This window comes from Pseudomonas sp. P1_F1_2 (assembly GCF_056405815.1).
On record NZ_JBFUBK010000035.1, the window covers coordinates 17741 to 44007 of the forward strand.

25 protein-coding genes are annotated in these 26267 nt (G+C 60.4%); 16 read left to right on the top strand and 9 right to left on the bottom strand.

The features are described from left to right. Positions 1-99 precede the first annotated feature (99 nt). The gene (gene eat, locus AC1D2P_RS12825) at positions 100-1464 is read right to left on the bottom strand and encodes an ethanolamine permease (protein WP_077431590.1); all 1365 of its coding nucleotides are present in this window, start codon (positions 1462-1464) and stop codon (positions 100-102) included. Between the two features lie 424 nt (positions 1465-1888). On the opposite strand from eat, the gene kdpF reads away from it, so the two are divergent. The 6 genes from kdpF (at position 1889) to AC1D2P_RS12855 (ending at position 9957) form a co-directional block, all read left to right on the top strand. Beyond that, on the top strand, positions 1889-1978 hold the full coding sequence (kdpF, locus tag AC1D2P_RS12830; RefSeq protein WP_007899818.1) for a K(+)-transporting ATPase subunit F: 90 nt from the start codon (positions 1889-1891) through the stop codon (positions 1976-1978). 8 nt (positions 1979-1986) lie between these two features. Then, the gene (gene kdpA, locus AC1D2P_RS12835) at positions 1987-3681 is read left to right on the top strand and encodes a potassium-transporting ATPase subunit KdpA (RefSeq protein ID WP_109787140.1); all 1695 of its coding nucleotides are present in this window, start codon (positions 1987-1989) and stop codon (positions 3679-3681) included. 10 nt (positions 3682-3691) lie between these two features. Beyond that, the gene (gene kdpB / locus AC1D2P_RS12840; protein ID WP_046031778.1) at positions 3692-5749 is read left to right on the top strand and encodes a potassium-transporting ATPase subunit KdpB; all 2058 of its coding nucleotides are present in this window, start codon (positions 3692-3694) and stop codon (positions 5747-5749) included. A gap of 143 nt (positions 5750-5892) precedes the next feature. Continuing rightward, positions 5893-6438 carry a potassium-transporting ATPase subunit KdpC gene (gene kdpC / locus AC1D2P_RS12845; protein ID WP_046031779.1) on the top strand — a complete coding sequence of 182 codons (546 nt, stop codon included), beginning with the start codon at positions 5893-5895 and terminating at the stop codon, positions 6436-6438. Between the two features lie 128 nt (positions 6439-6566). Then, positions 6567-9218 carry a sensor histidine kinase gene (locus AC1D2P_RS12850; protein ID WP_223522759.1) on the top strand — a complete coding sequence of 884 codons (2652 nt, stop codon included), beginning with the start codon at positions 6567-6569 and terminating at the stop codon, positions 9216-9218. A 49-nt stretch (positions 9219-9267) separates the two neighbouring features. Continuing rightward, positions 9268-9957, top strand: coding sequence for a response regulator (locus AC1D2P_RS12855; RefSeq protein WP_046031781.1), 690 nt, complete (start codon positions 9268-9270; stop codon positions 9955-9957). 45 nt (positions 9958-10002) lie between these two features. Here the strand turns inward: AC1D2P_RS12855 and AC1D2P_RS12860 are convergent, their stop codons facing one another. Further along, positions 10003-11043: a patatin-like phospholipase family protein gene (locus tag AC1D2P_RS12860; protein ID WP_046031782.1), complete on the bottom strand. Its 1041-nt coding sequence runs from the start codon at positions 11041-11043 to the stop codon at positions 10003-10005. 225 nt (positions 11044-11268) lie between these two features. Between AC1D2P_RS12860 and AC1D2P_RS12865 the strand changes: the two genes are divergently transcribed. The 3 genes from AC1D2P_RS12865 to AC1D2P_RS12875 all read left to right on the top strand — a co-directional run bounded on the left by AC1D2P_RS12865 (position 11269) and on the right by AC1D2P_RS12875 (position 13407). Then, entirely contained in the window at positions 11269-11547 is a 279-nt protein-coding gene (locus AC1D2P_RS12865; protein ID WP_046031783.1) for a hypothetical protein, read from the top strand. 46 nt (positions 11548-11593) lie between these two features. Continuing rightward, positions 11594-12361, top strand: a complete 768-nt coding sequence (locus AC1D2P_RS12870; protein WP_046031784.1) for a CHAD domain-containing protein — start codon at positions 11594-11596, stop codon at positions 12359-12361. Positions 12362-12609: 248 nt separating this feature from the next. Continuing rightward, the gene (locus tag AC1D2P_RS12875; protein ID WP_477758481.1) at positions 12610-13407 is read left to right on the top strand and encodes an acyl-CoA thioesterase; all 798 of its coding nucleotides are present in this window, start codon (positions 12610-12612) and stop codon (positions 13405-13407) included. Here the strand turns inward: AC1D2P_RS12875 and AC1D2P_RS12880 are convergent, their stop codons facing one another. The 3 genes from AC1D2P_RS12880 to AC1D2P_RS12890 all read right to left on the bottom strand — a co-directional run bounded on the left by AC1D2P_RS12880 (position 13408) and on the right by AC1D2P_RS12890 (position 16425). Then, the gene (locus tag AC1D2P_RS12880) at positions 13408-13773 is read right to left on the bottom strand and encodes a DUF962 domain-containing protein (RefSeq protein ID WP_046031786.1); all 366 of its coding nucleotides are present in this window, start codon (positions 13771-13773) and stop codon (positions 13408-13410) included. A 242-nt stretch (positions 13774-14015) separates the two neighbouring features. Then, the gene (locus tag AC1D2P_RS12885; RefSeq protein ID WP_077431593.1) at positions 14016-15497 is read right to left on the bottom strand and encodes a methyl-accepting chemotaxis protein; all 1482 of its coding nucleotides are present in this window, start codon (positions 15495-15497) and stop codon (positions 14016-14018) included. A gap of 118 nt (positions 15498-15615) precedes the next feature. Then, positions 15616-16425: a TatD family hydrolase gene (locus tag AC1D2P_RS12890; RefSeq protein ID WP_046031788.1), complete on the bottom strand. Its 810-nt coding sequence runs from the start codon at positions 16423-16425 to the stop codon at positions 15616-15618. Positions 16426-16659: 234 nt separating this feature from the next. Between AC1D2P_RS12890 and AC1D2P_RS12895 the strand changes: the two genes are divergently transcribed. The 3 genes from AC1D2P_RS12895 (at position 16660) to AC1D2P_RS12905 (ending at position 19176) form a co-directional block, all read left to right on the top strand. Further along, positions 16660-18081: an MltF family protein gene (locus AC1D2P_RS12895; protein WP_046031789.1), complete on the top strand. Its 1422-nt coding sequence runs from the start codon at positions 16660-16662 to the stop codon at positions 18079-18081. Positions 18082-18184: 103 nt separating this feature from the next. Next, on the top strand, positions 18185-18619 hold the full coding sequence (locus AC1D2P_RS12900) for a DoxX family protein (protein ID WP_109787135.1): 435 nt from the start codon (positions 18185-18187) through the stop codon (positions 18617-18619). Positions 18620-18867: 248 nt separating this feature from the next. Next, positions 18868-19176, top strand: coding sequence for a hypothetical protein (locus tag AC1D2P_RS12905; RefSeq protein WP_046031791.1), 309 nt, complete (start codon positions 18868-18870; stop codon positions 19174-19176). 3 nt (positions 19177-19179) lie between these two features. Here the strand turns inward: AC1D2P_RS12905 and greB are convergent, their stop codons facing one another. From greB to AC1D2P_RS12920, 3 genes are read right to left on the bottom strand one after another with little or no spacing between them, the layout of a single operon-like run. Next, entirely contained in the window at positions 19180-19677 is a 498-nt protein-coding gene (gene greB / locus AC1D2P_RS12910) for a transcription elongation factor GreB (RefSeq protein ID WP_477758482.1), read from the bottom strand. A gap of 34 nt (positions 19678-19711) precedes the next feature. Next, complete coding sequence (locus AC1D2P_RS12915) at positions 19712-22216, bottom strand: ABC transporter permease (protein WP_477758483.1); 2505 nt, start codon at positions 22214-22216, stop codon at positions 19712-19714. Further along, the gene (locus tag AC1D2P_RS12920; protein WP_046031793.1) at positions 22216-22899 is read right to left on the bottom strand and encodes an ABC transporter ATP-binding protein; all 684 of its coding nucleotides are present in this window, start codon (positions 22897-22899) and stop codon (positions 22216-22218) included. The genes AC1D2P_RS12915 and AC1D2P_RS12920 overlap by 1 nt, the downstream gene beginning before the upstream one ends. A 10-nt stretch (positions 22900-22909) precedes the next feature. On the opposite strand from AC1D2P_RS12920, the gene AC1D2P_RS12925 reads away from it, so the two are divergent. The 3 genes from AC1D2P_RS12925 to AC1D2P_RS12935 all read left to right on the top strand — a co-directional run bounded on the left by AC1D2P_RS12925 (position 22910) and on the right by AC1D2P_RS12935 (position 24936). Then, the gene (locus AC1D2P_RS12925; protein ID WP_258666677.1) at positions 22910-23515 is read left to right on the top strand and encodes an arylesterase; all 606 of its coding nucleotides are present in this window, start codon (positions 22910-22912) and stop codon (positions 23513-23515) included. 56 nt (positions 23516-23571) lie between these two features. Then, a complete protein-coding gene (locus tag AC1D2P_RS12930; protein WP_003226812.1) occupies positions 23572-23865 on the top strand; it encodes a hypothetical protein in 294 nt (97 codons plus the stop codon). A 99-nt stretch (positions 23866-23964) separates the two neighbouring features. Beyond that, positions 23965-24936, top strand: coding sequence for a L,D-transpeptidase family protein (locus AC1D2P_RS12935; protein WP_046031795.1), 972 nt, complete (start codon positions 23965-23967; stop codon positions 24934-24936). Between the two features lie 124 nt (positions 24937-25060). On the opposite strand, the gene oprI is transcribed toward AC1D2P_RS12935, so the two are convergent. After that, positions 25061-25312: an outer membrane lipoprotei OprI gene (gene oprI / locus AC1D2P_RS12940; RefSeq protein WP_003199355.1), complete on the bottom strand. Its 252-nt coding sequence runs from the start codon at positions 25310-25312 to the stop codon at positions 25061-25063. 640 nt (positions 25313-25952) lie between these two features. Here oprI and AC1D2P_RS12945 point away from each other — a divergent pair. After that, on the top strand, positions 25953-26234 hold the full coding sequence (locus AC1D2P_RS12945; RefSeq protein WP_046031797.1) for a GNAT family N-acetyltransferase: 282 nt from the start codon (positions 25953-25955) through the stop codon (positions 26232-26234). The last annotated feature ends 33 nt before the right edge of the window (positions 26235-26267 follow it).

The window sequence follows — 26267 nt, forward strand, 5'->3', positions numbered from 1 at the left end:
TTGACGGAGATCGTCAATCGATCGTGCATACCACTTTGAGYGATGAGGTTTCGCCGTGGTTCCATTCTATGCCTGATCTGGCCAGTGCACCTGCGCCGTTTATAGCCCGGTCAACATGGCGTCCGCCGGTGCATCCGCGCGCAACTGCGCGGTCATCAGGAAGTACACGAAACCCACCGCCATGAAACCGAGGAAAATCAGTCCGATCAAGGTGTTGAACCAGGCCATCGCCACCAGGCAGACCACTGCCAGCAACAACGCGATCATCGGCACCAGCGGATAGCACGGCGCGCGGAAAGTGCGTTCCAGGTTCGGTTCGGTTTTACGCAACTTGAACAGGCTGAGCATGCTCATGATGTACATCACGATCGCGCCGAACACCGCCATGGTGATCATCGCCGCGGTCAGCGTCATGCCACCGAGGTTGATCAGGCCATCGCTGTAAATCGCGGCGATACCGATCACGCCGCCCACGATAATGGCTCGATGCGGGGTCTGGAAACGCGACAGTTTGGCCAGGGAGGCCGGCAGATAACCGGCCCGGGCCAACGCGAAGAACTGCCGTGAGTAGCCGAGAATGATCCCGTGGAAACTGGCCACCAGGCCGAACAGGCCGATCCACACCAGCATGTGCAACCATCCGGAGCTTTCGCCGACTACGGTTTTCATGGCTTGCGGCAGTGGATCGTTGATGTTCGACAGGGTGCGCCAGTCACCCACGCCGCCAGCAAAAAACATCACGCCCATGGCCAGCAATACCAGGGTCAGAATGCCGCTGATGTAGGCTTTTGGAATCGTGCGTTTCGGGTCCTTGGCTTCTTCGGCCGCCATGGCTGCGCCTTCGATGGCGAGAAAGAACCAGATGGCGAAAGGGATTGCCGCGAACATCCCGGCTATTGCCGGGGCGCCAAACACGTCGGAACCGGCCCAGCCATTCAACGCGAAGTTACTGAAGCTGAACGCCGGGGCGACCACACCCATGAACACCAGCAGTTCTGCCACGGCCAATACGCAGACGACCAGCTCGAAGGTGGCCGCGAGTTTCACCCCGAGAATGTTCAGGCCCATGAACACAATGTACGCGCCGACCGCTGCGTGCTTAGGGTCCAGCGCCGGGAATTGCACGTTCAGATACGCACCAATCGCCAAGGCAATCGCTGGCGGCGCGAAGACGAATTCGATCAGCGTCGCCAGCCCGGCGATCAATCCGCCTTTTTCACCAAAGGCGCGACGACTGTAGGCAAACGGGCCGCCGGCATGGGGAATCGCCGTGGTCAGCTCGGTGAAACTGAAGATGAAGCAGGTGTACATGGTGGCGACCATAAAAGAAGTCACCAGAAAGCCCAATGTCCCCGCCACGCCCCAGCCGTAACTCCAGCCAAAGTACTCGCCGGAAATCACCAGCCCGACGGCGATTCCCCACAGGTGCAACGTGCCCAACGTGGGTTTGAGTTGTGTGTTCATGCGCTTGCTCCCTGAACGGTTTGGAATGCTCGGGGGAGGGCGTGTGCAGCGGGCGTGCCAGTGTTGTGATGGCAGTCGTAAAGCGCAAAAAGGTGTCGTATGGGGGATGTTCGCCACCGTATGAGCGTTTTTTATGCGCCAGTTGAGGGCGTTGTCGTCTGATCTGCCGTCATCGCGGGCAAGCCCGGCTCCCACAGGATTTGAGCCAACCGCATCATCTGGTTCCACCGCTGAACCTGTGGGAGCCGGGCTTGCCCGCGATGAGGCCCGTCGAGACACCGAAAAAACGGCCTGTAACAAACCCATAAACCCACTCTTTACGCTTTCTTTATGCCCCGCACACACCCTCGATCTCGTTCCTTTACAGCCTTCCTTCCGACAATGACTCCACACGCGGCAATACGCCGTAACACGGAGAACTTCCATGAGCGTTCTGGACGGAGTGTCACTGCTACTGGCAGTGGGGCTGTTCATTTATCTGTTGGTTGCGCTGTTGCGCGCGGACCGGAACTAGGAGCGGCTATGCACAGTTATGACTATTGGCTGATCCTCGCGTTTTTCGCGGTGGTATTGGTCCCGGCGCCGTTTCTGGGGCGCTTCTACTACAAGGTAATGGAAGGTCAGCGCACGTGGCTGACACCGATTCTCGGGCCGGTGGAGCGCGGCTGTTATCGCGTGGCCGGCGTTGATCCGCAGGTTGAACAGAGCTGGCAGAAATACACGCTGGCCTTGCTCGCCTTCAATCTTGCGGGCTTCTTGCTGTTGTTCGCAATCCTGTTGTTCCAGGATCACCTGCCGCTGAACCCGCAAAACCTGCCGGGTCAGGAGTGGACATTGGCGTTCAACACCGCCATCAGCTTCATGACCAACACCAACTGGCAGGCCTACAGCGGTGAAGCGTCGCTGAGCTACTTGAGTCAGATGGCCGGCCTCACCGTGCAGAACTTCGTCAGCGCCGCCACCGGCCTGGCGGTATTGGTTGCGCTGTGTCGCGGTATTGGTCGCAAGTCGACCAAGACCCTGGGCAACTTCTGGGTCGACATGACCCGCGCCACCCTCTACGGCTTGTTGCCGCTGTGCCTGCTGCTGGCGCTGTACCTGGTCTGGCAGGGCGTGCCGCAAACCTTCGCGCAGTACGTGAATGCCGTGACGATGCAAGGTGTCGATCAGGTGATCCCGCTCGGTCCTGCCGCCAGCCAGATTGCGATCAAACAACTGGGCACCAACGGTGGCGGCTTCTTCGGCGTCAACTCGGCGCACCCGTTCGAGAACCCGACGGCGTGGAGCAACTTGTTCGAAGTGGGATCGATCATCCTGATCCCGGTCGCGCTGGTATTCACCTTCGGCCACTACGTCAAAGACCTGCGTCAGAGCCGCGCGATCATCGCCTGCATGCTGGCGCTGTTCCTGATTGGCGGCGCGACTTCGCTGTGGGCCGAGTACCAACCTAACCCTGCGCTGAACAACGTCGCCGTCGAACAGACCGCGCCGCTGGAAGGCAAGGAAGCGCGTTTCGGCACCACCGCCACAGTGCTGTGGTCAGTGACCACCACGGCGGCGTCCAACGGTTCGGTCAACGGCATGCATGACAGCCTTAATCCGCTGAGCGGCATGGTCGCGCTGGTCAACATGATGGTCGGCGAAGTGATCTTCGGCGGTGTCGGCGCTGGCCTCTACGGCATGTTGCTGAACGTGTTGATCGCGGTGTTCCTCGCCGGCCTGATGATCGGGCGCACGCCGGAATACCTCGGCAAAAAACTGCAAGCCAAAGAAGTGCAGTTGCTGGTGGTGACGTTGCTGGTGATGCCGGTCGGCGTGCTGGTGCTCGGCGCGATTGCGGCGAGCTTGCCCGGTCCTGTCGCCGCCGTCAGCAACCCCGGTCCGCACGGTTTCAGCCAATTGCTTTACGCCTACACCTCGGCCAGCGCCAACAACGGTTCTGCGTTCGGTGGCTTCGGCGCCAACACCCCGTTCCACAACCTGATGCTGGGGCTTGGCATGTTGATCGGTCGCTTCGGTTACATCCTCCCGGTACTGGCCCTGGCCGGCAGCCTGGCGATGAAGAAATCCGCACCGATCGGCCCGAACAGCTTCCCGACCCATGGCCCGCTGTTTGTGACGTTGTTGACCGTGACCATTTTGCTCGTGGGTGGTTTGACCTTCTTGCCGACGTTGGCGCTGGGTCCGATTGCCGAACACTTGAGCTTGGGCTTCTGAGGAATCAATGATGAATATGCCCGCAACTAAAGCCGCTGCCGTCAAGGCGCCGGAACAACCGAAAACCGCAATCTCGGCCCTCTGGCGACCGGCGCTGGTGCAAGCCTTCGTCAAGCTCGACCCACGCCAATTGCAGCGTGCGCCGGTGATGCTGGTGGTCGAACTGACGGCCATCCTGACCACTGTGCTGTGCTTCATTCCCGACAGCAGCGTGCCGACCTTTGTCGCCGCGCAAATCGCCTTGTGGCTGTGGTTCACCGTGCTGTTCGCCAACTTCGCCGAAGCCTTGGCCGAAGGTCGCGGCAAGGCCCGCGCCGACAGCCTCAAGGCCGGCAGCGAAGGCTTGAGCGCCCGTCGTAAAACCAGCAACGGCACATTCCAGGTCGTGCCGGCCACGAATCTGCGCAAGGGCGATGTGGTGCGCGTCGAAGCGGGGGAAATGATCCCCGGTGACGGCGAGGTCATTGAAGGCATCGCTGCAGTCAACGAAGCGGCGATTACCGGTGAATCCGCACCGGTGATTCGTGAGTCCGGGGGTGACCGCTCGGCCGTCACCGGCAACACTCGCCTGGTGTCCGACTGGCTGCTGGTGAAGATCACCGCCAACCCCGGCGAGTCGACGCTGGACCGTATGATCGCGTTGGTCGAAGGCGCCAAACGCCAGAAGACACCCAACGAAGTCGCGCTCGATATTTTGCTGATCGGCCTGACCCTGATCTTTCTGCTGGTGGTCGTCACCCTGCAACCGTTCGCCCACTTTGCCAATGGCAGCCTGCCGCTGGTATTCCTCGTGGCGTTATTGGTCACGCTGATCCCGACCACCATTGGCGGTTTGCTGTCCGCCATCGGCATCGCCGGGATGGACCGTCTGGTGCGCTTGAACGTGATCGCCAAGTCCGGTCGGGCCGTGGAAGCGGCGGGGGACGTGCACGTCCTGTTGCTGGACAAGACCGGCACCATCACCTTCGGCAACCGTCGTTGCACGGCGGTGCATCCGGCACCGGGTGTCAACGCCAGGGAACTGGCCGAGGGCGCGTTGTTCGCTTCGCTGGCCGATGACACGGCGGAAGGTAAATCCATCGTCGAGTACCTGCGCGGCACTCAGCCTCAACCTGAACCCGCCACCGAATTGCTGACGGCCGTACCGTTCAGCGCTGAAACCCGCTTGTCCGGTGTCGACTATCAGGGCCGCGTGTATCGCAAGGGCGCGGTGGATTCGCTGCTGGCGTTTCTCGACCTGAAGCGCGCCGACCTGGCCGCGCCGCTGTCCCGGGAAATCGACAAAATCGCGCAGAGCGGCGGCACCCCGTTGCTGGTCTGCGCCGACGGTAAATTGCTCGGCGTGATTCACCTCAAGGACGTGGTTAAACCCGGCATCCGTGAGCGTTTCGCCGAGCTGCGCAAACTGGGGATTCGCACGGTCATGGTGACCGGCGACAACCCGCTGACCGCCGCCGCGATTGCCGCCGAAGCGGGCGTCGATGACGTGTTGGCCGAAGCCACACCGGAGAAAAAACTCGCGCGAATCCGCCATGAGCAAAACGACGGTCGCCTGGTCGCCATGTGCGGCGACGGTGCCAACGACGCCCCGGCCCTGGCCCAGGCGGACGTTGGTATGGCGATGAACGACGGTACACAAGCGGCGCGCGAAGCGGCGAATATGGTCGACCTCGACAGCGACCCGACCAAGCTGCTGGACGTGGTGCAGATCGGCAAGGAATTGCTGGTGACGCGCGGTGCGCTGACGACGTTTTCCATTGCCAACGACGTGGCCAAATACTTCGCGATTTTGCCGGCGCTGTTTGCCTCGATCTATCCGCAACTGGGTGTGCTGAACGTCATGCACCTGACCAGTCCGCAGAGCGCGATTCTGTCGGCCATCGTATTCAACGCCCTGATCATCGTGGTGCTGATTCCTCTGGCATTGCGCGGCGTACGCGTGCAGGCGGCCAGTGCGGCGGCGTTGCTGCGACGCAATCTGCTGATTTATGGGCTGGGCGGGATCGTGGTGCCGTTCGTGGGCATCAAGGCGATCGACATGCTGCTGACGGCGTTGCATCTGGTTTGACCGTGGCGAGCGCTTCGCGCTCGATCGCGGGCAAGCCTTGCACCTGCGACGCCAACCCGTAGGAGCAAAGCTTGCTCGCGATGAATGCACCACGGCGCAGCTGAATAAACGCTGACTTGTTCACTGATTACGAGGATTTTGAAATGACCACAATGATACGTCCGGCCTTGAGCCTGCTGGTGCTGATGACCCTGATTACCGGCGTTGCCTACCCATTGGTTGTCACCGGCGTCGCGCAGGTCGCGTTCCCTGATCAAGCCAATGGCAGTCTGGTGCGCGATGCCGACGGCAAGGTCCGGGGTTCGTCGCTGATTGCCCAGGACTTTGTCGGTGACGCCTGGTTCCACCCGCGTCCATCGGCCGGTGCCTTTGCCACGGTGTCGAGCGGCGCCAGCAACCTGTCGCCGAGCAATCCGGCGCTGGCCACTCGGGTGATCGACGAGGCCAACAAGCTTCTGGTGCCAGGGCAGGGACCCGTACCGTTGGCCTTGCTGACCACCTCGGGCAGCGGCCTCGATCCGCACTTGCCACCGGCCGCGATTGCCTATCAACTGGCGCGAGTTGCCGCAGCGCGTAATCTGCCGGTGTCTACGCTGCAACAATTGTTGGACGCGCACATTGAACAGCCGTTGGTGGGGCCGCCGGTGGTGAATGTGTTGGCGCTGAATATTGCGCTGGAAAAGTTGTAAATCGGTGGCGCTGTCAATCGCGGGCAAGCCCGCTCCCACATTGGAATGTATACCCTTTGTGGGAGCGGGCTTGCCCGCGATGACGGTAGAAAGGTCACCCCATCAACACCTGAATAAAGAGAGCAAGCATGAGTGACTCCGGCCGCGCCGACGCGCTGTTAGCAGACCTGCCCCGCGATGGTCGAGGCCGGCTCAAGGTCTTCCTCGGCGCCGCGCCCGGGGTCGGCAAAACCTACGCCATGTTGCAAGCGGCGCACACTCAATTGCGCCAGGGTGTGAAGGTCATCGCCGGTGTGGTCGAAACCCATGGCCGCGCCGAAACCGAAGCGCTGCTCGGCGGTTTGCCGCAGCAGCCGTTGGTGCGTTCGGAATACCGTGGCGTAATGCTTGAAGAAATGGACCTCGATGGTTTGCTCGCAGCCAAACCGAAACTGGTGCTGGTCGATGAGCTGGCCCACAGCAACGCCCCCGGCAGCCGCCATACCAAACGCTGGCAAGACATCCAGGAATTGCTCGCCGCCGGCATCGATGTCTTCACCACGGTCAACGTCCAGCACCTCGAAAGTCTCAATGACCAGGTCCGTGGTATCACCGGCGTACAGGTTCGTGAAACCCTGCCGGACTGGGTGCTGCAAGAGGCCTACGAACTGCTGCTGATCGACCTGCCTCCGCGCGAGCTGCTTGAGCGCTTGCGTGACGGCAAAGTCTACGTGCCGGAGCAGGCGCGAGCGGCCATCGATGCGTTTTTTACCCAGACCAACCTGACCGCCCTGCGCGAAATGGCGATGCAAACCGCCGCCGCCCAGGTCGACAACGACCTGGCCCAGGGTTATCGCCAACTCGGTCAGGCGGCGCCAGCGGTGCGTGGGCGATTGCTGGTCGGCGTCGATGGCGATGCACAGGCCGAGCGCCTGGTGCGCCACGCCAGCCGCGTTGCCCAGCGCCGGCATTTGCCGTGGAGCCTGGTGCATGTCGACAACGGCAGCGTGCGCGACGAGCAATCGCGCCTGCGCCTGCAAAGTGCCCAGCAACTGGCCGAACGCCTCGGTGGCGAGGTGGTGTTGCTGCGGGCAGGCGAGGTCGCGAAAACGCTGATCCAGCACGCCGCCGAACGCCGCGCCAGCCTGGTGTTGGTTGGCCAGTCCCGGCAACGTTTACGTCGGCGGTTGTTCGGCGGCGGCTTGGCGTCACGCCTGCTGCGTGATGCGCGCGGGCTGGAAATCAACGTCCTCGACAGTGCTCACACACCGCATCAGCCGCGCCAGCGGTCGGCGCAGACGCTGGTGTGGTTCGACTACGCACTGGCGGTGGTGGCAACGGTGTTGGCCAGTGCGCTGGCCTGGGGCGTGGCGAGTCTTTTGCCGCTGCCCAATATCTCGCTGGTGTTTCTCGCCGCCGTATTGCTGGTGGCGGTGCGCAGCAGCCTCGGCCCGGCGCTGGCCTGTGCGGCGCTGTCGTTTTTGACCTATGACTTCCTGTTCATCCCACCGAATTTTTCCTTCGCCATCCAGCGCGAAGAAGACGTGCTGACCTTGCTGTTCTTCCTGCTGATGGCGGCGCTCACCGGCAACCTCGCGGCCCGGCAACGGCGGCAATTGCAGGCGCTGCGTGACACTCAGGAAGAGACCACCGAACTGCTCGACCTGTCGCGCAAACTGACCGCCGCCACTGACCGTCAAGCCGTGGTCAGCGCCGCCGCACAACACCTCAATGGCTGGAGTGACCTGCAATTGTGCCTGCTCAATCAAGACGGGCAGGGTGGCTGGAAAGTTGAAACCGGCGGCCCGCTGGAGTTTTCCGAAGCCGAGCGCGCGGCCGCCGATTGGGCCTGGCAGCACGATCAACCCGCCGGTGCAGGCACCGGAACATTGCCAATGGGGCGTTGGTGGTGGTGGCCGTTGTCGGTGGAAGACGGGCCGTTGGCGTTGCTCGGCGTGTGCGCCAAAGAAGGCCAGACTTTAAGTGGCCAACGTCGGCGTTTGTTGACCGCGTTGAGCCAGCCGCTGGCGCAGGCGCTGGCCCGTGCGCAACTGGCCGAGGACCTCGAAGCGGCGCGACTGCATGGCGAAACCGAGCAACTGCGCAGTGCACTGTTGGCCTCGGTGTCCCACGATTTGCGCACACCGCTGACGTCCATGCGCGGTAGCATCGACAGCCTGTTGGCCCTCGGTGAAGCCATTCCACTGGAGGATCGCCAGGAATTGCTCGAAGGCACCCGCGACGAAGCCGAGCGCCTGGATCGCTATATCCAGAACTTGCTGGACATGACCCGCCTCGGTCACGGCGCGCTGAAACTGGCGCGCGATTGGGTGTCACCGGCCGACATTGTCGGCAGTTCGCTCAATCGACTGCGCGCAGTGCTGACGCCATTGCAGGTCAGCACTGAAGTGCCGGCAGAGTTGCCATTGCTGTTCGTCCACGCGGCGCTGATCGAACAGGCACTGGTCAACGTATTGGAAAACGCTGCACGATTCTCACCGGCGCATGGGCGTTTGCAGTTGCGCGCCGGGGCCGACGACAGTGAGCTGTTTTTCTCGGTGAGTGATGAAGGGCCGGGGATTCCGCAGGAAGAGCGGGCGAAGATTTTCGACATGTTCTACACCGCCGCGCGCGGTGATCGGGGCGGGCAGGGCACCGGGCTGGGGCTGGCGATTTGTCAGGGGATGGTGGGAGCGCATGGTGGGCGCATCAGCGTCGGCGATGGCATCGATGGGCGTGGGACCTGCATCACCCTTCACTTGCCGTTGCAGGAACAGCCTGCATTTGAGGGTGAGCGATGAAAGTGAAGCCTGATACCCTTTGGACATCTTCACGCCGCGATCAGAAACCATGAGCCAGACCGCGACCATTTTGGTCATCGACGATGAACCGCAAATCCGTAAATTCCTGCGTATCAGCCTGGTCTCCCAAGGCTATAAAGTGCTGGAAGCCGGCACCGGCACCGAAGGCCTGGCGCAAGCCGCGCTGAACAAACCGGACTTGCTGGTACTCGACCTCGGTCTGCCCGACATGGACGGCCAGCAAGTGCTGCGCGAGTTTCGCGAATGGTCGACAGTGCCGGTGCTGGTGCTGTCGGTACGCGCCAGTGAAGGGCAGAAAGTCGAGGCACTGGATGGCGGTGCCAATGACTACGTGACCAAGCCGTTTGGTATTCAAGAGTTTCTGGCACGGGTGCGCGCCTTGTTGCGTCAGGCACCGGTCGGGGAGGCTCAGCAAGCGGCGTTGACGTTCGGTCCGTTGACCGTTGACCTGGCGTATCGACGGGTGCTGCTCGATGGCAGCGAAGTCGCGTTGACCCGCAAGGAGTACGCAGTGCTGGCGCAGCTGGCGCGACATCCGGGGCGGGTGATTACGCAGCAGCAGTTACTCAAGGATATCTGGGGGCCGACCCATACCGAGGACAGTCATTACCTGCGGATTGTGGTGGGGCATTTACGCCAGAAGCTGGCGGATGATCCAACACAACCGCGGTTTATCGTGACCGAGGCGGGGGTTGGGTATCGGTTGCTTGATACCTGATCGCTGATCGTTCCCACGCAGCGCGTGAGAACAATCCTCAGAATCTCAGGGCTCGCGCTCATTCTCATAGCGGTCCAGCGTATCCCGCGCAATCTCCCGTCCCAGCGCGATCAGCTCCGGCGCCTTGTAGAACTCGAAAAACCGGCAGACCCGCTTCGGCACGTTGATCAGAATATCCGGTGGGTAACCGGCGATCTTGTACTGCGCCAGCGACGTTTGCATCACCTCGAAACTCTGGTTGATCAGGTCAAGCAGCGAGGCCGGGCCGACGTTGTCGATGATGAATGAGCCGGTGGCCGATTTCGGCGCACCGTCGCGTTCAGGGGCCGCGGCCGGTTGCTGCGCTGCGGGCTCGGCAGATTCGACCCAAGGGTTGATCTCGGCCGCTTCTGCCATCAGAGCTTCCTTCTCCAGCAGCAGCAATTGTTCGGCCTGTTTGCGGCGGAAGGGCAATTTGGAACCCAGCGAATTGATCAGGCTGTCGAAGCGGGTCTTGAACGCCGCCGGGCGCTGAATGACCGGCAGTTGATAATGGCGCTGGTTGGTGGAGTTGAGATTGACCGCGATGATCAGGTCGCAATGACTCGACACCACCGGCACGATCGGTAAAGGGTTGAGAATGCCGCCATCGACGAGCATCCGGTTGCCCTGCATCACCGGGGTGAAGAGGCTGGGGATCGCCGCCGAGGCGCGCATGGCCTGGTGCAGGCAGCCTTCCTGGAACCAGATTTCCTGCTGGTTGGTCAGGTCCGTGGCCACGGCCGTGTAAGGAATGCGCAGGTCTTCGATATTGATCTCGCCGACGATCTTGCGGATCTGCCCGAAGACCTTCTCACCGCGAATCGCGCCAAGCCGAAAGCTGACGTCCACCAGGCGCAACACATCGAGGTAATCCAGGCTTTCGATCCAGTTGCGATACTCGTCAAGTTTGCCAGCGGCATAAATCCCGCCAACCACCGCGCCCATGGAACAACCGGCGATGCAGGCGATGTCGTAGCCACGCCGTTCGATCTCTTCAATGACACCGATATGGGCATAGCCTCGGGCTCCACCTGAGCCCAGTACCAGTGCGATACGCTTTTTCATGAATCGCCCTCGTCTGACAAGGTTCAACAATGCACCCATTGAAGGGCGGGCTTCAATCGCCAAGGTCGCTCGATGGGCCGGGCGCGTCGTTTTTTCGACACTCCGTGGCGGCACATGGCTATTCTTCGCACGCTATAGTTTTGTTTGCCTTGTGTGGCCAAGGCACTTTTCACGTGCCGGACCGTCATACCTGCACGACTGTTGACCTATCTTGAGGTGGTATTGATGAAAGCCTGGATTTGCGTACCTTTGATTGCCCTGGCGCTCGCCGGTTGTGCCGGTAAAACGGCTTACCGCGAAAGCTGTGGAAGCCAGATCGATGCGGCGTGGCATGAGCTAGACTTGGCCAAGGCCGAAGGTTTCGCCGGGACCGTCAGCTACTCCAAGGCTCTGTCGTTGCTGACCGGTGCCAAGACCCAGCAACAATTCGAAGCTTACGAAGGCTGTGCCAGCAAGGCCCAGAAAGCACGGTTCTATATTCGTGAGTCTCGTGCCGGCCGTTGAAGGCATGACGTAGGCAAGAGGGGAAGTTCGACTCAGGGAGCAAGCGATGTCTGATTTGGTTGATCGGTTGGTGGCTCATGTCCTGGGCCTTGAAGTCCGCTTGTTGGCCTGTCAGGCACGCTTGAGTGCTCGCACTGACCCTGAAGCGTTACACGACCTGCGCACCACGGTTCGCCATTTGCGCAGCCTGTTGCGACCCTTGCGTGGGCTGCCCGGCGTCGAGCAGGTAGAGGCAGCGGCGGCGCGGGTCGGCGAACTGACCACGCCGTTGCGCGATCGTGAAGTACTGGCGGCCTATTTGCTTGAACACGGTCAGTCCGAAGCCGCACATTGGCGGTTGGCGCAAATGGTCGAGGCTTATCCGGCGGTGGCGGTCAGCCCCGAGCTGGCGCAGCTGCTGATGATCTTCGACGCCTTTCCGCGTTTTTTACGCGCGTCCCAGCGTCAGGGTTTGCTCAAGGGTTTGCGTAAGCGCATCGAAAAACGCTTGGGCAAACAGTGGAAGAAACTGGACGTGGCGTTGCACGATCCAGCCCATGACCGACACCGTTTGCGCCTGTTGATCAAGCGTGTGCGCTATGGCATCGAAGCCTATCCCGAGCTCGACCGTTTGCCGAAGTCCGCGTTGTCCCGATTGAAGTCGGCGCAGAGTGCCTTGGGTGATTGGCACGACAGCTGGCAATGGCTGGCCAGGGCGCAAGAGGAAGCTGATTTGCAGCCGTGTGTCGCCGTCTGGAAAACCACCTTGGCCGAGGCCGAAAGCCGCGCCGATCGCGTTCTCGACAAACTCAGCGCCCGCTGTTTCAAATCCTGAAAGCACAACCGATCAAAAATGTGGGAGCGGGCTTGCCCGCGATGGCGGCAGCACAGACACCTTAATAGTGACTGTCAGACCGCTATCGCGGGCAAGCCCGCTCCCACATTTGTTTTGTGTCGGGTGTGCAATCCGTGTTCGCACCAGTCACGGCCCTTCTGTCAGTGCTTTTGGCCGGAATAAGTGCTGTATCCACGTCGCTGGCTGGTTAAGATCCCTCTCTACTTTTTTCCGTCTCTGAGGTTTTCATGCGCTTTTGCGATCTGCTCGACGCCGTCCGCCGACAACCGCTGGAGCTGTCTATTCCGGCCGGATGGGCGCAGGGGCGTGCCAGTTTCGGTGGCCTGGTGGCGGCGTTGCAATACGAAGCCATGCGCGCAAAAGTCCCGGCAGACCGGCCGGTGCGTTCGCTGGCGATCACCTTTGTCGGCCCCGTTGAGCCTGACGTGCCTGTCAGCTTTGAAGTCGATGTATTGCGCGAAGGTAAGGCTGTCAGCCAGGTGCTCGGCCGGGCGATGCAGAAGGGGCAAGTGGTGACGTTGATTCAGGGCAGCTTTGGTGCCTCGCGGCCTTCCGAAGTGGCGATCGCGGCAAAACCGGCACCCGACATGAAGCACTGGGACGAATGCCAGGAGTTGCCCTTCATTCCCGGCGTGATTCCAGAGTTCATGCAGCATCTGGCGATGCGCTGGGCGGTAGGTGGTATGCCGTTCACCGGCAACGACTCTCGCGAAATGGGCGGCTGGGTGCGTTTGCGTGGGGACGTGAAGGAGGAGGCTGTCACTGAGTCACATATTCTCGCGCTGGTGGACGCCTGGCCGCCGTCCTTGTTGCCTCATTTGAAAAAGCCGGCAATGGGCAGCACGCTGACCTGGACCATCGAATTCGTCCAGCCATTGCTGCCATTGAGCACACTGGACTGGTGTAAATACCGGGTGGAAACCGAGCACGGCGCAGACGGCTACGGCCATGCGGCTGCAAAACTCTGGAGCGCGGACGGTCAGTTGATCGCCATGAGCCGGCAGACGGTCACGATTTTCGCCTGATCAGTGCCGACGGTGGCGCTCACGCCAGGCGCGCCACCAGCCGCCGCTCAGAAAAAACCGTGGGAACGTCAGGAACTGCTCGACCAGCAAGCGTGAGACCGCGTCTTTGCGATCACTGAACGGCTCGGAGGCTTGCGCCTCCAGACGGTGACCGTGACGTTGCAGGGCCAGGGCCGCGAACAGGCCGACCACACCGATGGCGATGTTTGCCAGGCTCAGGTTGAACACACCGGAAACAATCAATAGAAACGCCACAATGAACAGCGGCACGGCAATCAGGTGCAGCACCAGGTTGGTCGGGTGCTGATGATTGTTGGGGTACGCTCGCCATTGCCAGGCGGGTAGGTTGGGGTGACGTTTGCCCATGTTGGAACTCCTCAATCCGTGTTGACCATATGATTGAAGAATAGGCGGGGGGAGGACGGTCGGCGAATCGAGGTTGGCTATAGGGTTAATAGGTGGGCATGGCCAGGTTTGATGTGCCCCGGCTGACGCTATCGTCGGATCGCCGCCCGGACCAAGCCCGCTCCCACAGTGTATGTGTGTTGTCACCTAACGAGTGGTCACTGAAATCACATGTGGGAGCGGGCGTGCCCGCGATGGGGCCCTTACAATTTGAGCTGTCCGATCGCCTTACTCAATTCCCCGGCCAACGCCGCGAGTTCATGACTGGTGGTGGCTGAGTTTATGGTCTGCTGCACGGTGTTCTCCGTCACATCCCGAATACTCACCACCGCCCGGTTCATCTCTTCCGCCACATGGCTCTGCTGTTCGGCTGCCACCGCAATCTGCGTGTTGCTTTCACGCATCTGCGCCACGGCGCCGGTGATCTCCGCCAGCGCGGCGCCGGCCTCTTGAGCCTGCTGCACGCAGTCGTCGGCCTTGAAGGAGCTTTCCTGCATGAAGTCCACCGCGTCCCGGGTCCCGGCCTGCAAGGCGGACACCATCAAGGTGATCTCGTCGGTGGAGGTCTGGACGCTTTTGGCCAGGTTGCGCACCTCATCGGCGACGACGGCAAAGCCCCGGCCCATTTCACCGGCCCGTGCCGCCTCGATGGCCGCATTCAGGGCCAGCAGGTTTGTTTGCTCGGCGATGCTGTGAATCACGCTGACCACACCGTTGATTTTCTGGCTGTCCTCGGCCAGACGTTGAATCATCTCGGCCGTCTGCTGCACGCCGCTGGACAGCCCGGCAATCGACTTCTGTACCCTGATGACCACTTCCTGCCCGCTGCCGGCCAGGGTGTCGGCGGTTTGCGAGAGGTCGCGGGTCGCGCCGGCATGCTGGGCGATGTGGTGGACCGTCGCGGTCATTTCGTTGATCGCCGTGGCGGCCTGATCGGTTTCGCTTTGCTGGCCGAGCATGCCGTGGCGCACGTCGTTCATGCTTGAGGCCAGGCGTGCGGCGCCGATATCCAATTGCCGAGCCGTGCTGGCGACGGTGGTTACCACCCGTTGGTAACCGGCCTGCATCGCGTTGAAGGCATGCGCCATCTGCCCGACTTCGTCCTTGCTAGCCAGTGGCACACGGGCTGACAGGTCGCCGGTTTTCTCGACGTGAAGCATCACATCTTTCAGAGTGTTGAGCTGACTCAGCAGGAAGCGGATGAGCAGTTGCGATGCACCCAGCATTGCCAGCATCAGGATAAAAACGGCGACTGCGTAGTGGGTGAATCGCTCGCTGAATACCTGGTTCAGGCTCGGGCCAAAAGCGAGCAGCGCCACCTGCTGGCCATCGGGACGAGCGAACACTTCGGCGCCCATCAACGGGTTATCACCGAACAGCGGCATTGAGTTGATCTCGACCCAGCCATGGCTGTCCGTCAGTTCCAGCAGCGGCTGACCGTTCAGCAGCGGCGCCTGCCCGCGCCCGAAGGTCAACAGGTTGTCGGCCTTGGGTAGCGGTTGCCCGGATGGCCAGGCGCTGAGCAATCGCACTTGCGCCTGAGCGCTCGCCTGAGCGGCATGACTGCGCGCCTGTTGTTCGAGCTGCACGGCGTACAGCACCAGCAACAGGGTCGTGAAGAAGGCAACCGCGTTGACCGCCCAAAATTTGTATTTCAGCGAGATGTTGCTAAGCCAGGCACCCATGGAGGTCTTCTCTGATAGCGGAAACAGCATTGGCAAGGTGCCAGCATTGTGTCGCTATCGAGGGGTTCTGCATTTGATATGGATCAACAACCCTCACCGTCCCCTGTAGGAGTGGTGGTTACTGGGCGATGGTGGGCAGACCGAAGAATGCTCGTGCACAGGCGGTGCTGTGGGCGGCGAGATCTTCTTCGCTTTCCCCGCGATGCAACGCCACTTCCCGTAAAACTTCAGTCAAATACGCCGGTTCATTACGTCCATTTTTTGGCTTGGGCCGCAGGCTGCGTGGCAGCAGATACGGAGCATCGCTCTCCAGCATCAAGCGTCCGCGCTTGATCTCCTTCACCAACGGATGCAGGTGCGTGCCGCGGCGTTCATCGCAGATCCAGCCGGTGATACCGATGTGCAAATCCAGATCGAGGTAGCTGAACAAGGCTTTCTTTTCGCCGGTGAAGCAATGCACCACGGCGGCCGGCAATTGGTCACGGTAATCACGCAGGATTTCCAGCAGTCGCTGACTGGCGTCGCGCTCATGCAGGAACACCGGCAACTGCAACTCGACTGCCATCGCCAGGTGTTCTTCCAGGACTTTTTCCTGCTGTGGGCGGGGCGAGAAATCACGATTGAAATCCAGCCCGCATTCACCCACGGCCACCACGTTCGGCTCCTTGAGCAAACTGCGCAGACGCTGCGCGCTGTCAGCATTCCAGTCAGTCGCCGCATGGGGGTGAATGCCAGCAGTGGCGAACAGCCGTTGAGCTGTTTCGTCCAGTTGTTGGCACAGCTCCAGGGCTTGTTCACTGCCCTCGACATTGGTGCCGGTCAGTACCAATTGGCAGACCCCCGCAGCATACGCGCGGTCGAGTACGGCCTGGTGTTTGTCGGCAAAACTGGGGTTGGTCAGGTTGACGCCGATATCGATGAGTTGCATGGTGCTACCTCGGACCAAAGGCCGGAAAGCATATCAGAGCTGTAGATTTATAAGAAAAGCCAAGAACTACAACGAGTTGAAGCTGTCTCTTGATGCCGCGAGACAGGTCAGGGTGGTCAAGGTGCCATTACTGTGCCAGTCTTTCGCACTTTGCCAGCGCTCATGGCGCTCTGTTTCTGTCGTTCGATTCCATGAAACTTGAGGAGTCGGCCCAGTATTCTTTCCGGAGAGTGGATGATACGTCCCTCGATATTGCTATTGCTGTGCTGTTCGTTGCTGCTGCCGATGCCGGCGGTTGCGCGTCTGGCCGGGCCGCTGCAAGCCGTGCCGGCGGCGCAGGTGCGCGACCTGGCAGAAATACGCAGCAGCCGCATATTGCGGGTGCTGGTCAACCAGAGCCGCAACAGCTCCGGCGAAGTCCAGGGCCAGGCCATCGGTGTCGAATACCACCGCTTGCGCGCCTTCGAGCAATACCTCAACGGTCATGCCCGTGACGGTCAGGAAGTCACCCTCAAGATCATCCCCAAAGCCAAGGATCAATTGCTCGGTGCCCTGCAGCGTGGAGAGGGGGATCTGGTCGCACCGGGGGAGTTGCTTGATTTACAGCCGGGCCACGCAGTCAGCAGCAGTGAGCCGATCGCCAGCAACATCCCGTTGGTGCTGGTGGGGATTAAAGGCGAGCGTCGCTACACCAAGGTCGAACAACTCTCCGGCAAAACCCTGGCGTTGCCCACGGGCAGTGCGGCCGGGGATGCGGTGAGCCAGATCAATTCCAAACTCGCACTGCACAAGCTGGCACCGATTACGATCGAGTGGGTCGATCCCAGTCTTGCCGTCGAAGATGTGCTGGAGATGGTTCAAGGCGGGATCTTTCACCTGACCATCGTCGAGCAACCGATTGCCGAGCGCTGGGGCAAGATCCTGCCCAAATTGCGCTTCGACAAACAGGTGCTGATCAGCGACCCGGGCGAAGAGTTCTGGTTTGTGCGCCGCGATGCGGCAATGTTGCGGGCAAGCATCGATCGGTTTTTGACGACGTACAAGAAGCCTTCAGACCAGGACGTGGCGTTTCTGCGGATCTATCGGCGTCTGTACCAAGTGCACTATCCACTGGCCAAGGCCGATCGCCAACGCCTGGAAAAACTGCGGCCGGTGCTGCAGAAACACGCCGATGCCCAAGGCATGGACTGGTTGAACCTGGCGGCGCTGGCGTTCAAGGAGTCAGCCTTGCAGCCCAATGCCCGCGGCAGTGGCGGTCCCACCGGCCTGATGCAAATCACCCCGTCCGCCGCCCAGCGGGTCGGGGTCAACAACATTCAGGAGCTCGACGCCAATGTCCAGGCCGGTGCCAAGTACCTAGCCATGATCCGTCGCAAGTTCTTCGCCAGCCCCAAACTCAACGAACGTGAGCGCATGGCGTTTGTACTGGCGGCCTACAACATTGGCCCGGAGCGGGTTCAGGGAATGCGCGCCGAAGCCCGGCGGCGTGGACTTAACCCTAATCAATGGTTTTTCCAGGTCGAGCGCATTGCCATGGAGCAGGTGGGAATGGGACCCGTCAGCTACGTTAATAGCGTCAACAAGTACTACTTGGCATTCGATCGTGAGAGGGAATCGCTGGAGCCGCAGGGGCAAAAAGTTGTTTCTCGTAAATGATCGACTAAGCTGATTGTTATGGCGCAATTATTGCGCTTTTAGCATTCGTTTTATCGATTAATATGGCGCCCGACGAACACACACTGACAATGGATGACACAGCATGAGCTCACTGATCAACAAGGTACTGTTTACCCGCGCCGGTTTCGGCCTGACCGCCATACGGATCGTTGTCGGGATCATTTTTGCGGCTCATGGCGCACAGAAGCTCTTCGGCATGTTTGGTGGCTACGGCATCGCCGGCACCGCGCAATACATGGAAAGCGTGGGCCTTGCACCGGGTCATCTGATGGCGATTCTGGCCGGGGGGACGGAGTTCTTTGGCGGTCTGGCCCTGATTATCGGTCTGCTGACACGTCCTGCGGCGCTGGGGCTGACCATCCTCTCGCTGGTTGCGATTTTCTCCGTGCATATCCACAACGGCTTGTTCATGGCCAACAACGGCTATGAATTCGCCCTGGCCCTGCTCGGTGGCAGTATCGCGGTATTGATCGAAGGTGCCGGCAAGCTGTCGCTGGACGGTGCCATCACCGACTGACCGCTCTGGCTCAACTAAAAGGCCCGCACTGCGCGGGCCTTTTTTGTTGCGCGTGATTCTTGACACTGCTGTGTCGGCTTCTCTAGGATGCTGCTCATGCGCCGATTTAAACAGCTACTTGCGGGGCGCCAGGTGACTCATTCAGTTGCCGATAGAAGCTTGAAACAGGCTTCGAAATACCGCTAAAGCGCTGGTTCGGTGTTGCCTCTCACCTGCCATGCAGACTTTTGAGGCAGAGACACGACTCGATGAACGCACTTAGCCCTGTTGTACGTCCCGCGCCGATCACGGCACATCTCACCCAGCGCAATCCAAAAATCCTGCTTGGCGGTCAACATCAGCCGACACTTCTGCGTTATCTCGATGGCTGGCCACGCCGTACCGGCGGCCCTGCGGCATTTCTGATCCAGTTTGTCGAAGACGGTGAATCGCTGGCTCGATTTGCCAACGACAGCTTTGATCTGGCAGTGATTCAATCGCCGAGTCTTGAAGATGCCCCTGAAGTGATCAGGCAACTGACCCGCGTTGCCCGGCAAGGTTTGATTACCCGACGCTAAGGTTCAAAGGTACTCAATCGCCACGATATACACGCATTGCTCACCGGTAGGTGTCTGGACGCGAACTTCGGCGTCCAGCGCCTTGCCGATCAGCGCGCGAGCGAGCGGTGAGTCGATGCTGATCAGCCCCAGTTTCAGGTCTAGCTCGTCCGGGCCGACGATGCGGTAGCGCGACTCTTTGCCGTCCTCGCCTTCGATGGTGACCCAGGCGCCAAAATAGACTTTGTTCGGGTCGCTGGGTTTCTCGCTAACCACTTTGAGCGCTTCCAGCCGTTTGGTGAGGAAGCGCACACGGCTGTCTATTTCGCGCAGCATTTTTTTGCCGTAGGTGTATTCCGCGTTCTCGGAACGATCACCTTGAGCCGCGGCCTCGCTCACAGACTGCGTTACTTGCGGTCGCCGTACATGCCAAAGTTCGTGAAACTCGGCCCGCATCCGCGCTTCCCCTTCGGGGGTGATCAGCGCGGTGCCAGCGGTGCGGGGAGGGCGATAGCGGCTCATGACAACTTCTTGTGATGGAGAAGCCTTGAGTCTATCAACCCTCGCGCAACACTGTCAGTGGGCTGGCGTTCAAGGCTCGACGCGTACCGAACACACCGGCGCCGCCAATCAGCACTGCGCCGATCAATGGCAGCACCAACAACCACGGATGCGGATGCCACGGCAGGTCGAAGGCATAGCGGTAGAGCACCAGGCTCACCAGTTCCGACCCCAGTGCTGCCAATAGCCCGCTGACTGCGCCGAGTAATCCGAACTCGATCCGTCGGGCTTTCACCAGCAATTGCCGTTCGGCCCCCAGTGCTCGTAACAGGGCGCCTTGGCGAATGCGTTCATCGAGTGTTGCCTGCAAGCCGGAAAACAACACCGCCATCCCCGCTGCCAGTACAAACAGCAACACATATTCCACCGCCAGCGTGACTTGGGCGAGGATGCTGCGTAGCTGCTGCAGCAAGGCTTCGACTTGCAGAATGGTGACCGCCGGGAAGCTGCGCGACAGGTCGACAATCTGCTGGTCATGCCCGGCCGCCAGATAGAAACTGGTCAGGTAGGTCGCTGGCAAATCCTTCAGAGTGCCGGGCTGGAAGATCATGAAAAAGTTTGGCTGGAAGTTGTCCCAGTTGATGTCTCGCAGGCTGGTGACTTTCGCTTCACGGTTGACCCCGCCCACGGTAAACACCATGTGATCGCCGAGCTTGAGCTTTAGGCTTTCGGCGACTTTGCCTTCAACAGAAACGCCAGGTACTGCTTCGGGTGCCTGTTCGCTCCACCAGTTGCCCGCCGTCAGTTTGTTACCTGCCGGCAAGTCGGCCGCCCAGGTCAGGCTCAGGTCGCGCTGAATCGCTCGATCACCCGCCGAATCCTTGCTGACGATGTCTTGCACGGGCACGTCATTGATGCTGATCAGTCTCCCTGGCACCACGGGATAGAGCGGCGCGGACTGCGCCGACAGTTCGATCAGGCGATCAGTAAAGGCCTGTTTGTCCGCCGGCAGAATGTTCAGCGCAAAATAGTTCGGCGCATTTTTCGGCAGTTGATTTTGCCAGGTATCCAGCAGTTCGCCCCGCAGCAACGCGATCAGCGCCATGGACAGTAGAATCAGGCCGAAAGCCAAGGCTTGTCCCGCGGCCGCCAATGGATGACGCAGCAGTTGGCCGAGCCCTAGGCGCCAGGGTAGCGAAGCACGGGCCAGCAGCCGCCGTAGGCTTTTCAGCAGCAGCAGGAGCAAGCCGCCGAGCACCAGCGCGGCGATCACGCCACCGCCGAGCAGAGCGAAGGTCAGCACCAGGTCGAGGCTCAGGCGCCACATGATCAGGCCTAGGGCACCCAACGCAGCGCCATAAACCATCCAGGTGCTGGAGGGGATCGGCAGCATGTCCCGACGCAGTACCCGCAGCGGTGGCACGCGACCGAGTGCGGCGAGCGGCGGCAAGGCGAAACCGGCCAGCGCCACCAGCCCTGTACCGATCCCGGCGATGGCCGGCAGCAGACCTCCCGGTGGCACATCGGTCGGTAACAAGTCATGCAGCAGTGCAAACAGCCCAAGTTGTGCCAGCCAGCCCAGGAGAGCGCCACTGAGGCTGGCGAGCAGTCCCAGTACCGTCAACTGCAAACTGAACAGCACCATGGTTTCCCGGCGCGACAGGCCCAGGCAGCGCAGCAAGGCACTGGCATCGAATCGGCGGGTAGCGAAGCGTGTTGCCGACAGCGCGACTGCCACGCCGGACAAAAGAACGGCCACCAGGCTCGCCATGTTGAGGTAGCGCTCGGCCTTGCCCAATGCGCCGCCAATCTGTCGGTTGCCGTCGCGGGCATCCTGCAGCCGCTGGTTGGCGGCCAGTCCTGGCTTGATCAATTGACGATAGGTTTCCAGCGCCTCGGCTTTGCCGCGCCAGAGTTCACGGTAGCTGACCCGGCTACCCGGTTGCACCACACCGGTGGCGGTTAGGTCGTCGAGGTTGATCAGCACGCGTGGTGTCAGGCTGTAGAAGTTGCCCGCCCGGTCGGGTTCGTAGGACAGCACGCGTGCCAGCTTCAGGGTTTTCAGGCCGACGTCGATGCTGTCGCCGATCTTCAGGTCCAGTGCTGTCAGCAAGCGCGCTTCGACCCAGGCTTCACCGGGTTTTGGTCCGCCACCGGGTTCTTCCGGGGCAAAGGGTGTCGGGGCGCTTTTCAGTTCGCCGCGCAGTGGGTAGACCGCGTCGGCCGCCTTGATGCTGGACAGTTGAATGCCATTGTCGGTGGCGATGACGCTGGAGAACTCCACCACTTGAGCGTGTTCGAGCCCTAATTCCAGGCCACTGTTGATCTGTTCGGGACGCGCCGGTGAGCTGCCTTCGAGCAGCAGGTCGGCACCGAGAAACTCGGTGGCGCGCAACATCATGGCGCCGTTCAGGCGGGCGCCGAAGTAACCGATGGCGGTGCTCGCCGCTACGGCCACCAGCAAGGCGAAGAACAACACCCGCAATTCACCGGCGCGGGCGTCGCGCAGCAGTTGGCGGATGGCAAGACTGAACAGGCGCAACAGCGGCAGGCGTGCCATCAAGGCTCCAGAGGGGCGACCAGCAGGCCGGCTTCAAGGCGGATCAGACGCCGGCAGCGATGTGCCAGGCGTTCGTCGTGCGTCACGAGCACCAGCGTCGTGCCGCGCTCCTGATTGAGTTCGAACAACAGATCGCTGATGCGCTCGCCGGTGTGGCTGTCGAGGTTGCCGGTGGGTTCATCGGCAAACAGCACGTCGGGTTCGGCGGCAAACGCCCGGGCAATCGCCACACGTTGCTGTTCACCCCCCGAGAGCTGGCGCGGCGAGTGCGTGAGGCGCTGGCCCAGGCCGACCCGTTGCAGCAATTCGGTGGCGCGCTCGCGGGCGTCTTTGCGGCCATCGAGTTCCAGCGGCAACATGACGTTTTCCAACGCGTTGAGGCTGTCGAGCAGCTGAAAGGACTGGAAAACAAAACCGACATGCTCGGCCCGGATGCGTGCACGTTGATCCTCGTCGAGTGCGCTCAGCCCTTGCCCGGCCAGCGTGACTTCGCCGCTGCTGGGCAGGTCGAGGCCGGCCAGCAGGCCGAGGAGGGTGGATTTGCCGGAACCGGAGGCGCCGACGATGGCCAGGCTGTCGCCCTTGTTCAGTTCCAGGCTGAGTTCGTGCAGGATAGTCAGTTCACCTTCCGCGCTGGGGACCACTTTGCTGAGGTTCTTCGCGGTGAGAATGCTTGCGCCCATGGAGAATCCGATGCGTGTGTGGTTTTTGAGTGCTGGCCTGGCCTTGATGTGCATGGCCCAGAACGCAGCGGCGGGTACTGTCCTGATCGTTGGCGATAGTATCAGCGCCGGTTTCGGGCTGGATACCCGGTTGGGGTGGGTCTCACTGCTTGAACAACGGCTCAAGCGCGAAGGTTTCGACGACAAAGTGATCAATGCGTCCATCAGCGGCGACACCAGTGCCGGAGGCCAGGCACGCCTGCCCGCGCTGCTTGCAGAGCATAAGCCTGAGTTGGTCATCCTTGAGTTGGGCGGCAATGACGGTCTGCGTGGATTGCTTCCGACGCAATTGCAACAAAACCTTGCGGCGATGATCGACAACTCTCAGGACAGCGGTGCCAAGGTGTTGCTGTTGGGCATGCAATTGCCACCCAATTACGGCGTTCGTTACACCGAGGCCTTTGCCAAGGTCTACAGCAACCTGGCCAATGAGAAGAAAATCCCGCTGGTGCCGTTTTTTCTCGACGGTGTGGGCGGTCATCCAGACCTGATGCAGGCCGACGGCATACACCCGGCGGCCGGGGCTCAGGACAAGTTGCTGGAAAATGTCTGGCCTACGCTAAAACCACTGTTATGAGACTTTTCTAGAAGCAGGCTTTCGGCTAAGGTGGCGCCCCCGATTTGGAGCCCCCGATGCCGCGTCCCGCCTGGTCACTTTTTGCCTACCAACTGATCGAGCCTGACGAACAGCTGGATCTGTTCGCCTGCCAGGAAGTGCGGGTGCATCTGGTGACGCGTCAGCTGGAACTGGGCGGCTCGGCGGACCGAACTTTGTGCGGCAGCCTGTTGCCGGCACAGCCACGCTGGTCGAGCGTCGACCGTCGTGTGTTTCAGGACCAGCGACTGTGCTCGCTGTGCCGAGCCATTCTGGAATCGCAAAAGCGCGGCACTTCGCCCATCTGGCCAGAGCTGCGATTCGAGCTCTAAGGCGTCAAGGATAGCTTGCTATCGACCAACTCCCCGAATTTACGGGCGGCGGTGTACAATCGCGCTTTTACCCTAGTCGACCTGCGAAGGACTTTCCGGATGTTGCCGCGTTTTCCTGCCGTTACCCGCTGCCTGACTCTTGCTGCGTTGTTTGCGGCCGGTCCAGTTGCAGCATTGGAGTTTCCCCTGCCACCGCCCGGTGAAGACATCATCGGTCAGGTGCAAGTGATCAAGGCCAAATACGAAGATACCTTCGCCGACCTTGGTACCGCCTACGACCTGGGCTACACGGAAATGGTCGCGGCCAACCCTGGAGTTGATGCATGGTTGCCGGGCGCCGGCACCGAAATCATTCTGCCAACACGTTTCATCCTGCCACCGGGACCGCGTGAAGGCATCGTGATCAACCTGGCCGAGTACCGCCTCTACTACTACCCGAAAGGCAAGAACGTGGTGTACACGTTCCCGTTGGGTATCGGTCGTGAGGGTTGGGGTTCGCCGATTGCCCACACCAGCATCACCGCGAAGACGCCGAACCCGACCTGGACGCCTCCAGCGTCGATCAAGGCCGAGCACGCCGCCGACGGAGATCCGCTGCCTAATGTGGTGCCGGCAGGCCCAGACAACCCTCTGGGGCCGTTCAAGTTCACTCTGGGTACACCGGGCTACCTGATCCACGGCTCTAACAAGAAGTTTGGCATCGGCATGCGTACCAGTCATGGCTGCTTCCGCATGTTCAACAACAACGTGCTGGAAATGGCTGGCATGGTGCCGGTCGGTACGTCGGTGCGGATCATCAACGACCCGTACAAGTTCGGTGTGAGTGCCGGCAAGGTTTATCTGGAAGCGCACACGCCACTGGATGACAAGGGCAACCCTTCGGTGGTCGACAAGCACACTGCGGTTATCAACGCGATGCTCAAGCGTGAAGACATCACTAACAACCTACGTATGAATTGGGATGTGGTGCGCGACGTGGTCGCCGCTGAAGATGGCCTGCCGGTGGAAATCGCTGTGCCGAACGGGGCTGCGCCAATGATGTCGAGTGCACCGCTCGATCCATTGCAGTAAGGCTTGAAAGAAACCCGCCGACGCAGGTTGCGTCGGCGGGTTTTTTATTGCCGGAAGAAAACACCCGGCAACAAAAAAGCCGACCCATAAAATGGGTCGGCTTGATAACAATCCCGAGGGATTATTACTTGCGGCTAGCTTTGTCCAGCATGCGCAGAGCACGCTCGTTAGCTTCGTCAGCAGTCTGTTGTGCTTTTTGAGCAGCAGCCAGAGCTTCATCAGCTTTACGGTAAGCTTCGTCTGCACGAGCTTGGGAGCGAGCTGCTGCGTCTTCAGTAGCGGTCAGACGTGCTTCTGTTTCTTTCGATGCGCTGCTGCAACCGGTAGCCAGAACTGCGGCCAGAGCCAGAGCAGAGAATTTCAGAACGTTGTTCATCGTGTTCCCCTTCAAGGACTTTCAATTAAGTAGCTGTCTCCTCAGAGTGAGGAAATAGCCGGCGTACATACTACTCATTACTACTCGTAAGTAAACTGACGTAACGCAAGAAGCAAAAAAAATTGTAGGCGTTGATTCTTTTTCGAGCAACTTTTAACTGCATTGTTTAAAAAATATCCAGCTACGAGGCCCGAGCCTGAGCGAAGCGGTGAGGAAAAGTTCCCGGCACTCACGGCGTTTTTTTTCAGTCTTGGCTAAAGTCTGGCTAGATGAACTCGTCCATACTTTCGTTCGAATTTTGCGCAGCAGCCCTCATAATCTTTATCCATGTAGAGGTGACTTTAAAATCGCGGGTTCGTCTTAAGTCTCAACATCCGGCAATGTTCAGGCTTTCGACCCGCAAAGACCGCCGGTCGAGCCGTCCCTGCGTTCCCTGAAGCAGCACCCGCCAGTTGAGCATGATGACGAGCGTACCTTGAGCATTTTTGCCAATGGTGCCTACTATTTGATACGTGCTCGGTTGCGCGAGATCGGTGCAGTTCTTCTCGGTGTCCATTGGCACGGGGTGGCGTAGATGTTCCTTCGCCGGAAAAACATCGGTAAGGTAGGGGTCAGAATTCAAGACCCGCGAGGAGTAGTGATGAGCGAGGCGTTGTCCATCCACCATGACCAGGCTGGTCATCAGTTCGAGACCAGTGTGGACGGTCATCGTGCCTACCTGACCTATATGGATCTGGGGAAACAGACCCTGGATATCTATCGCACATTCGTGCCCAACGCATTGCGGGGACGCGGCATTGCAGCAGCCTTGACCGAGAAGGCGTTGGAGTACGCAGACGAAATGGGTTACACCGTCATTCCATCGTGCTCCTACGTTGAGCGCTACATGGAGCGTCACCAACGGCACGCTGCCAAGCTGTGATCAAAACGAACGCATAAAAAAACGCCAGGTTTA

Coding starts and splice junctions, on each gene's coding strand:
- kdpA (WP_109787140.1), top strand. CDS start 1,987: ATGCACAGTTATGACTATTGGCTGATCCTCGCGTTTTTCGCGGTGGTA.
- AC1D2P_RS12855 (WP_046031781.1), top strand. CDS start 9,268: ATGAGCCAGACCGCGACCATTTTGGTCATCGACGATGAACCGCAAATC.
- AC1D2P_RS12850 (WP_223522759.1), top strand. CDS start 6,567: ATGAGTGACTCCGGCCGCGCCGACGCGCTGTTAGCAGACCTGCCCCGC.
- AC1D2P_RS12865 (WP_046031783.1), top strand. CDS start 11,269: ATGAAAGCCTGGATTTGCGTACCTTTGATTGCCCTGGCGCTCGCCGGT.
- eat (WP_077431590.1), bottom strand. CDS start 1,464: ATGAACACACAACTCAAACCCACGTTGGGCACGTTGCACCTGTGGGGA.
- AC1D2P_RS12930 (WP_003226812.1), top strand. CDS start 23,572: ATGCCGCGTCCCGCCTGGTCACTTTTTGCCTACCAACTGATCGAGCCT.
- AC1D2P_RS12890 (WP_046031788.1), bottom strand. CDS start 16,425: ATGCAACTCATCGATATCGGCGTCAACCTGACCAACCCCAGTTTTGCC.
- AC1D2P_RS12945 (WP_046031797.1), top strand. CDS start 25,953: ATGAGCGAGGCGTTGTCCATCCACCATGACCAGGCTGGTCATCAGTTC.
- AC1D2P_RS12925 (WP_258666677.1), top strand. CDS start 22,910: ATGCGTGTGTGGTTTTTGAGTGCTGGCCTGGCCTTGATGTGCATGGCC.
- AC1D2P_RS12875 (WP_477758481.1), top strand. CDS start 12,610: ATGCGCTTTTGCGATCTGCTCGACGCCGTCCGCCGACAACCGCTGGAG.
- greB (WP_477758482.1), bottom strand. CDS start 19,677: ATGAGCCGCTATCGCCCTCCCCGCACCGCTGGCACCGCGCTGATCACC.
- kdpB (WP_046031778.1), top strand. CDS start 3,692: ATGAATATGCCCGCAACTAAAGCCGCTGCCGTCAAGGCGCCGGAACAA.
- AC1D2P_RS12880 (WP_046031786.1), bottom strand. CDS start 13,773: ATGGGCAAACGTCACCCCAACCTACCCGCCTGGCAATGGCGAGCGTAC.
- AC1D2P_RS12905 (WP_046031791.1), top strand. CDS start 18,868: ATGAACGCACTTAGCCCTGTTGTACGTCCCGCGCCGATCACGGCACAT.
- AC1D2P_RS12900 (WP_109787135.1), top strand. CDS start 18,185: ATGAGCTCACTGATCAACAAGGTACTGTTTACCCGCGCCGGTTTCGGC.
- kdpF (WP_007899818.1), top strand. CDS start 1,889: ATGAGCGTTCTGGACGGAGTGTCACTGCTACTGGCAGTGGGGCTGTTC.
- oprI (WP_003199355.1), bottom strand. CDS start 25,312: ATGAACAACGTTCTGAAATTCTCTGCTCTGGCTCTGGCCGCAGTTCTG.
- AC1D2P_RS12860 (WP_046031782.1), bottom strand. CDS start 11,043: ATGAAAAAGCGTATCGCACTGGTACTGGGCTCAGGTGGAGCCCGAGGC.
- AC1D2P_RS12895 (WP_046031789.1), top strand. CDS start 16,660: ATGATACGTCCCTCGATATTGCTATTGCTGTGCTGTTCGTTGCTGCTG.
- AC1D2P_RS12935 (WP_046031795.1), top strand. CDS start 23,965: ATGTTGCCGCGTTTTCCTGCCGTTACCCGCTGCCTGACTCTTGCTGCG.
- AC1D2P_RS12870 (WP_046031784.1), top strand. CDS start 11,594: ATGTCTGATTTGGTTGATCGGTTGGTGGCTCATGTCCTGGGCCTTGAA.
- AC1D2P_RS12915 (WP_477758483.1), bottom strand. CDS start 22,216: ATGGCACGCCTGCCGCTGTTGCGCCTGTTCAGTCTTGCCATCCGCCAA.
- kdpC (WP_046031779.1), top strand. CDS start 5,893: ATGACCACAATGATACGTCCGGCCTTGAGCCTGCTGGTGCTGATGACC.
- AC1D2P_RS12920 (WP_046031793.1), bottom strand. CDS start 22,899: ATGGGCGCAAGCATTCTCACCGCGAAGAACCTCAGCAAAGTGGTCCCC.
- AC1D2P_RS12885 (WP_077431593.1), bottom strand. CDS start 15,497: ATGGGTGCCTGGCTTAGCAACATCTCGCTGAAATACAAATTTTGGGCG.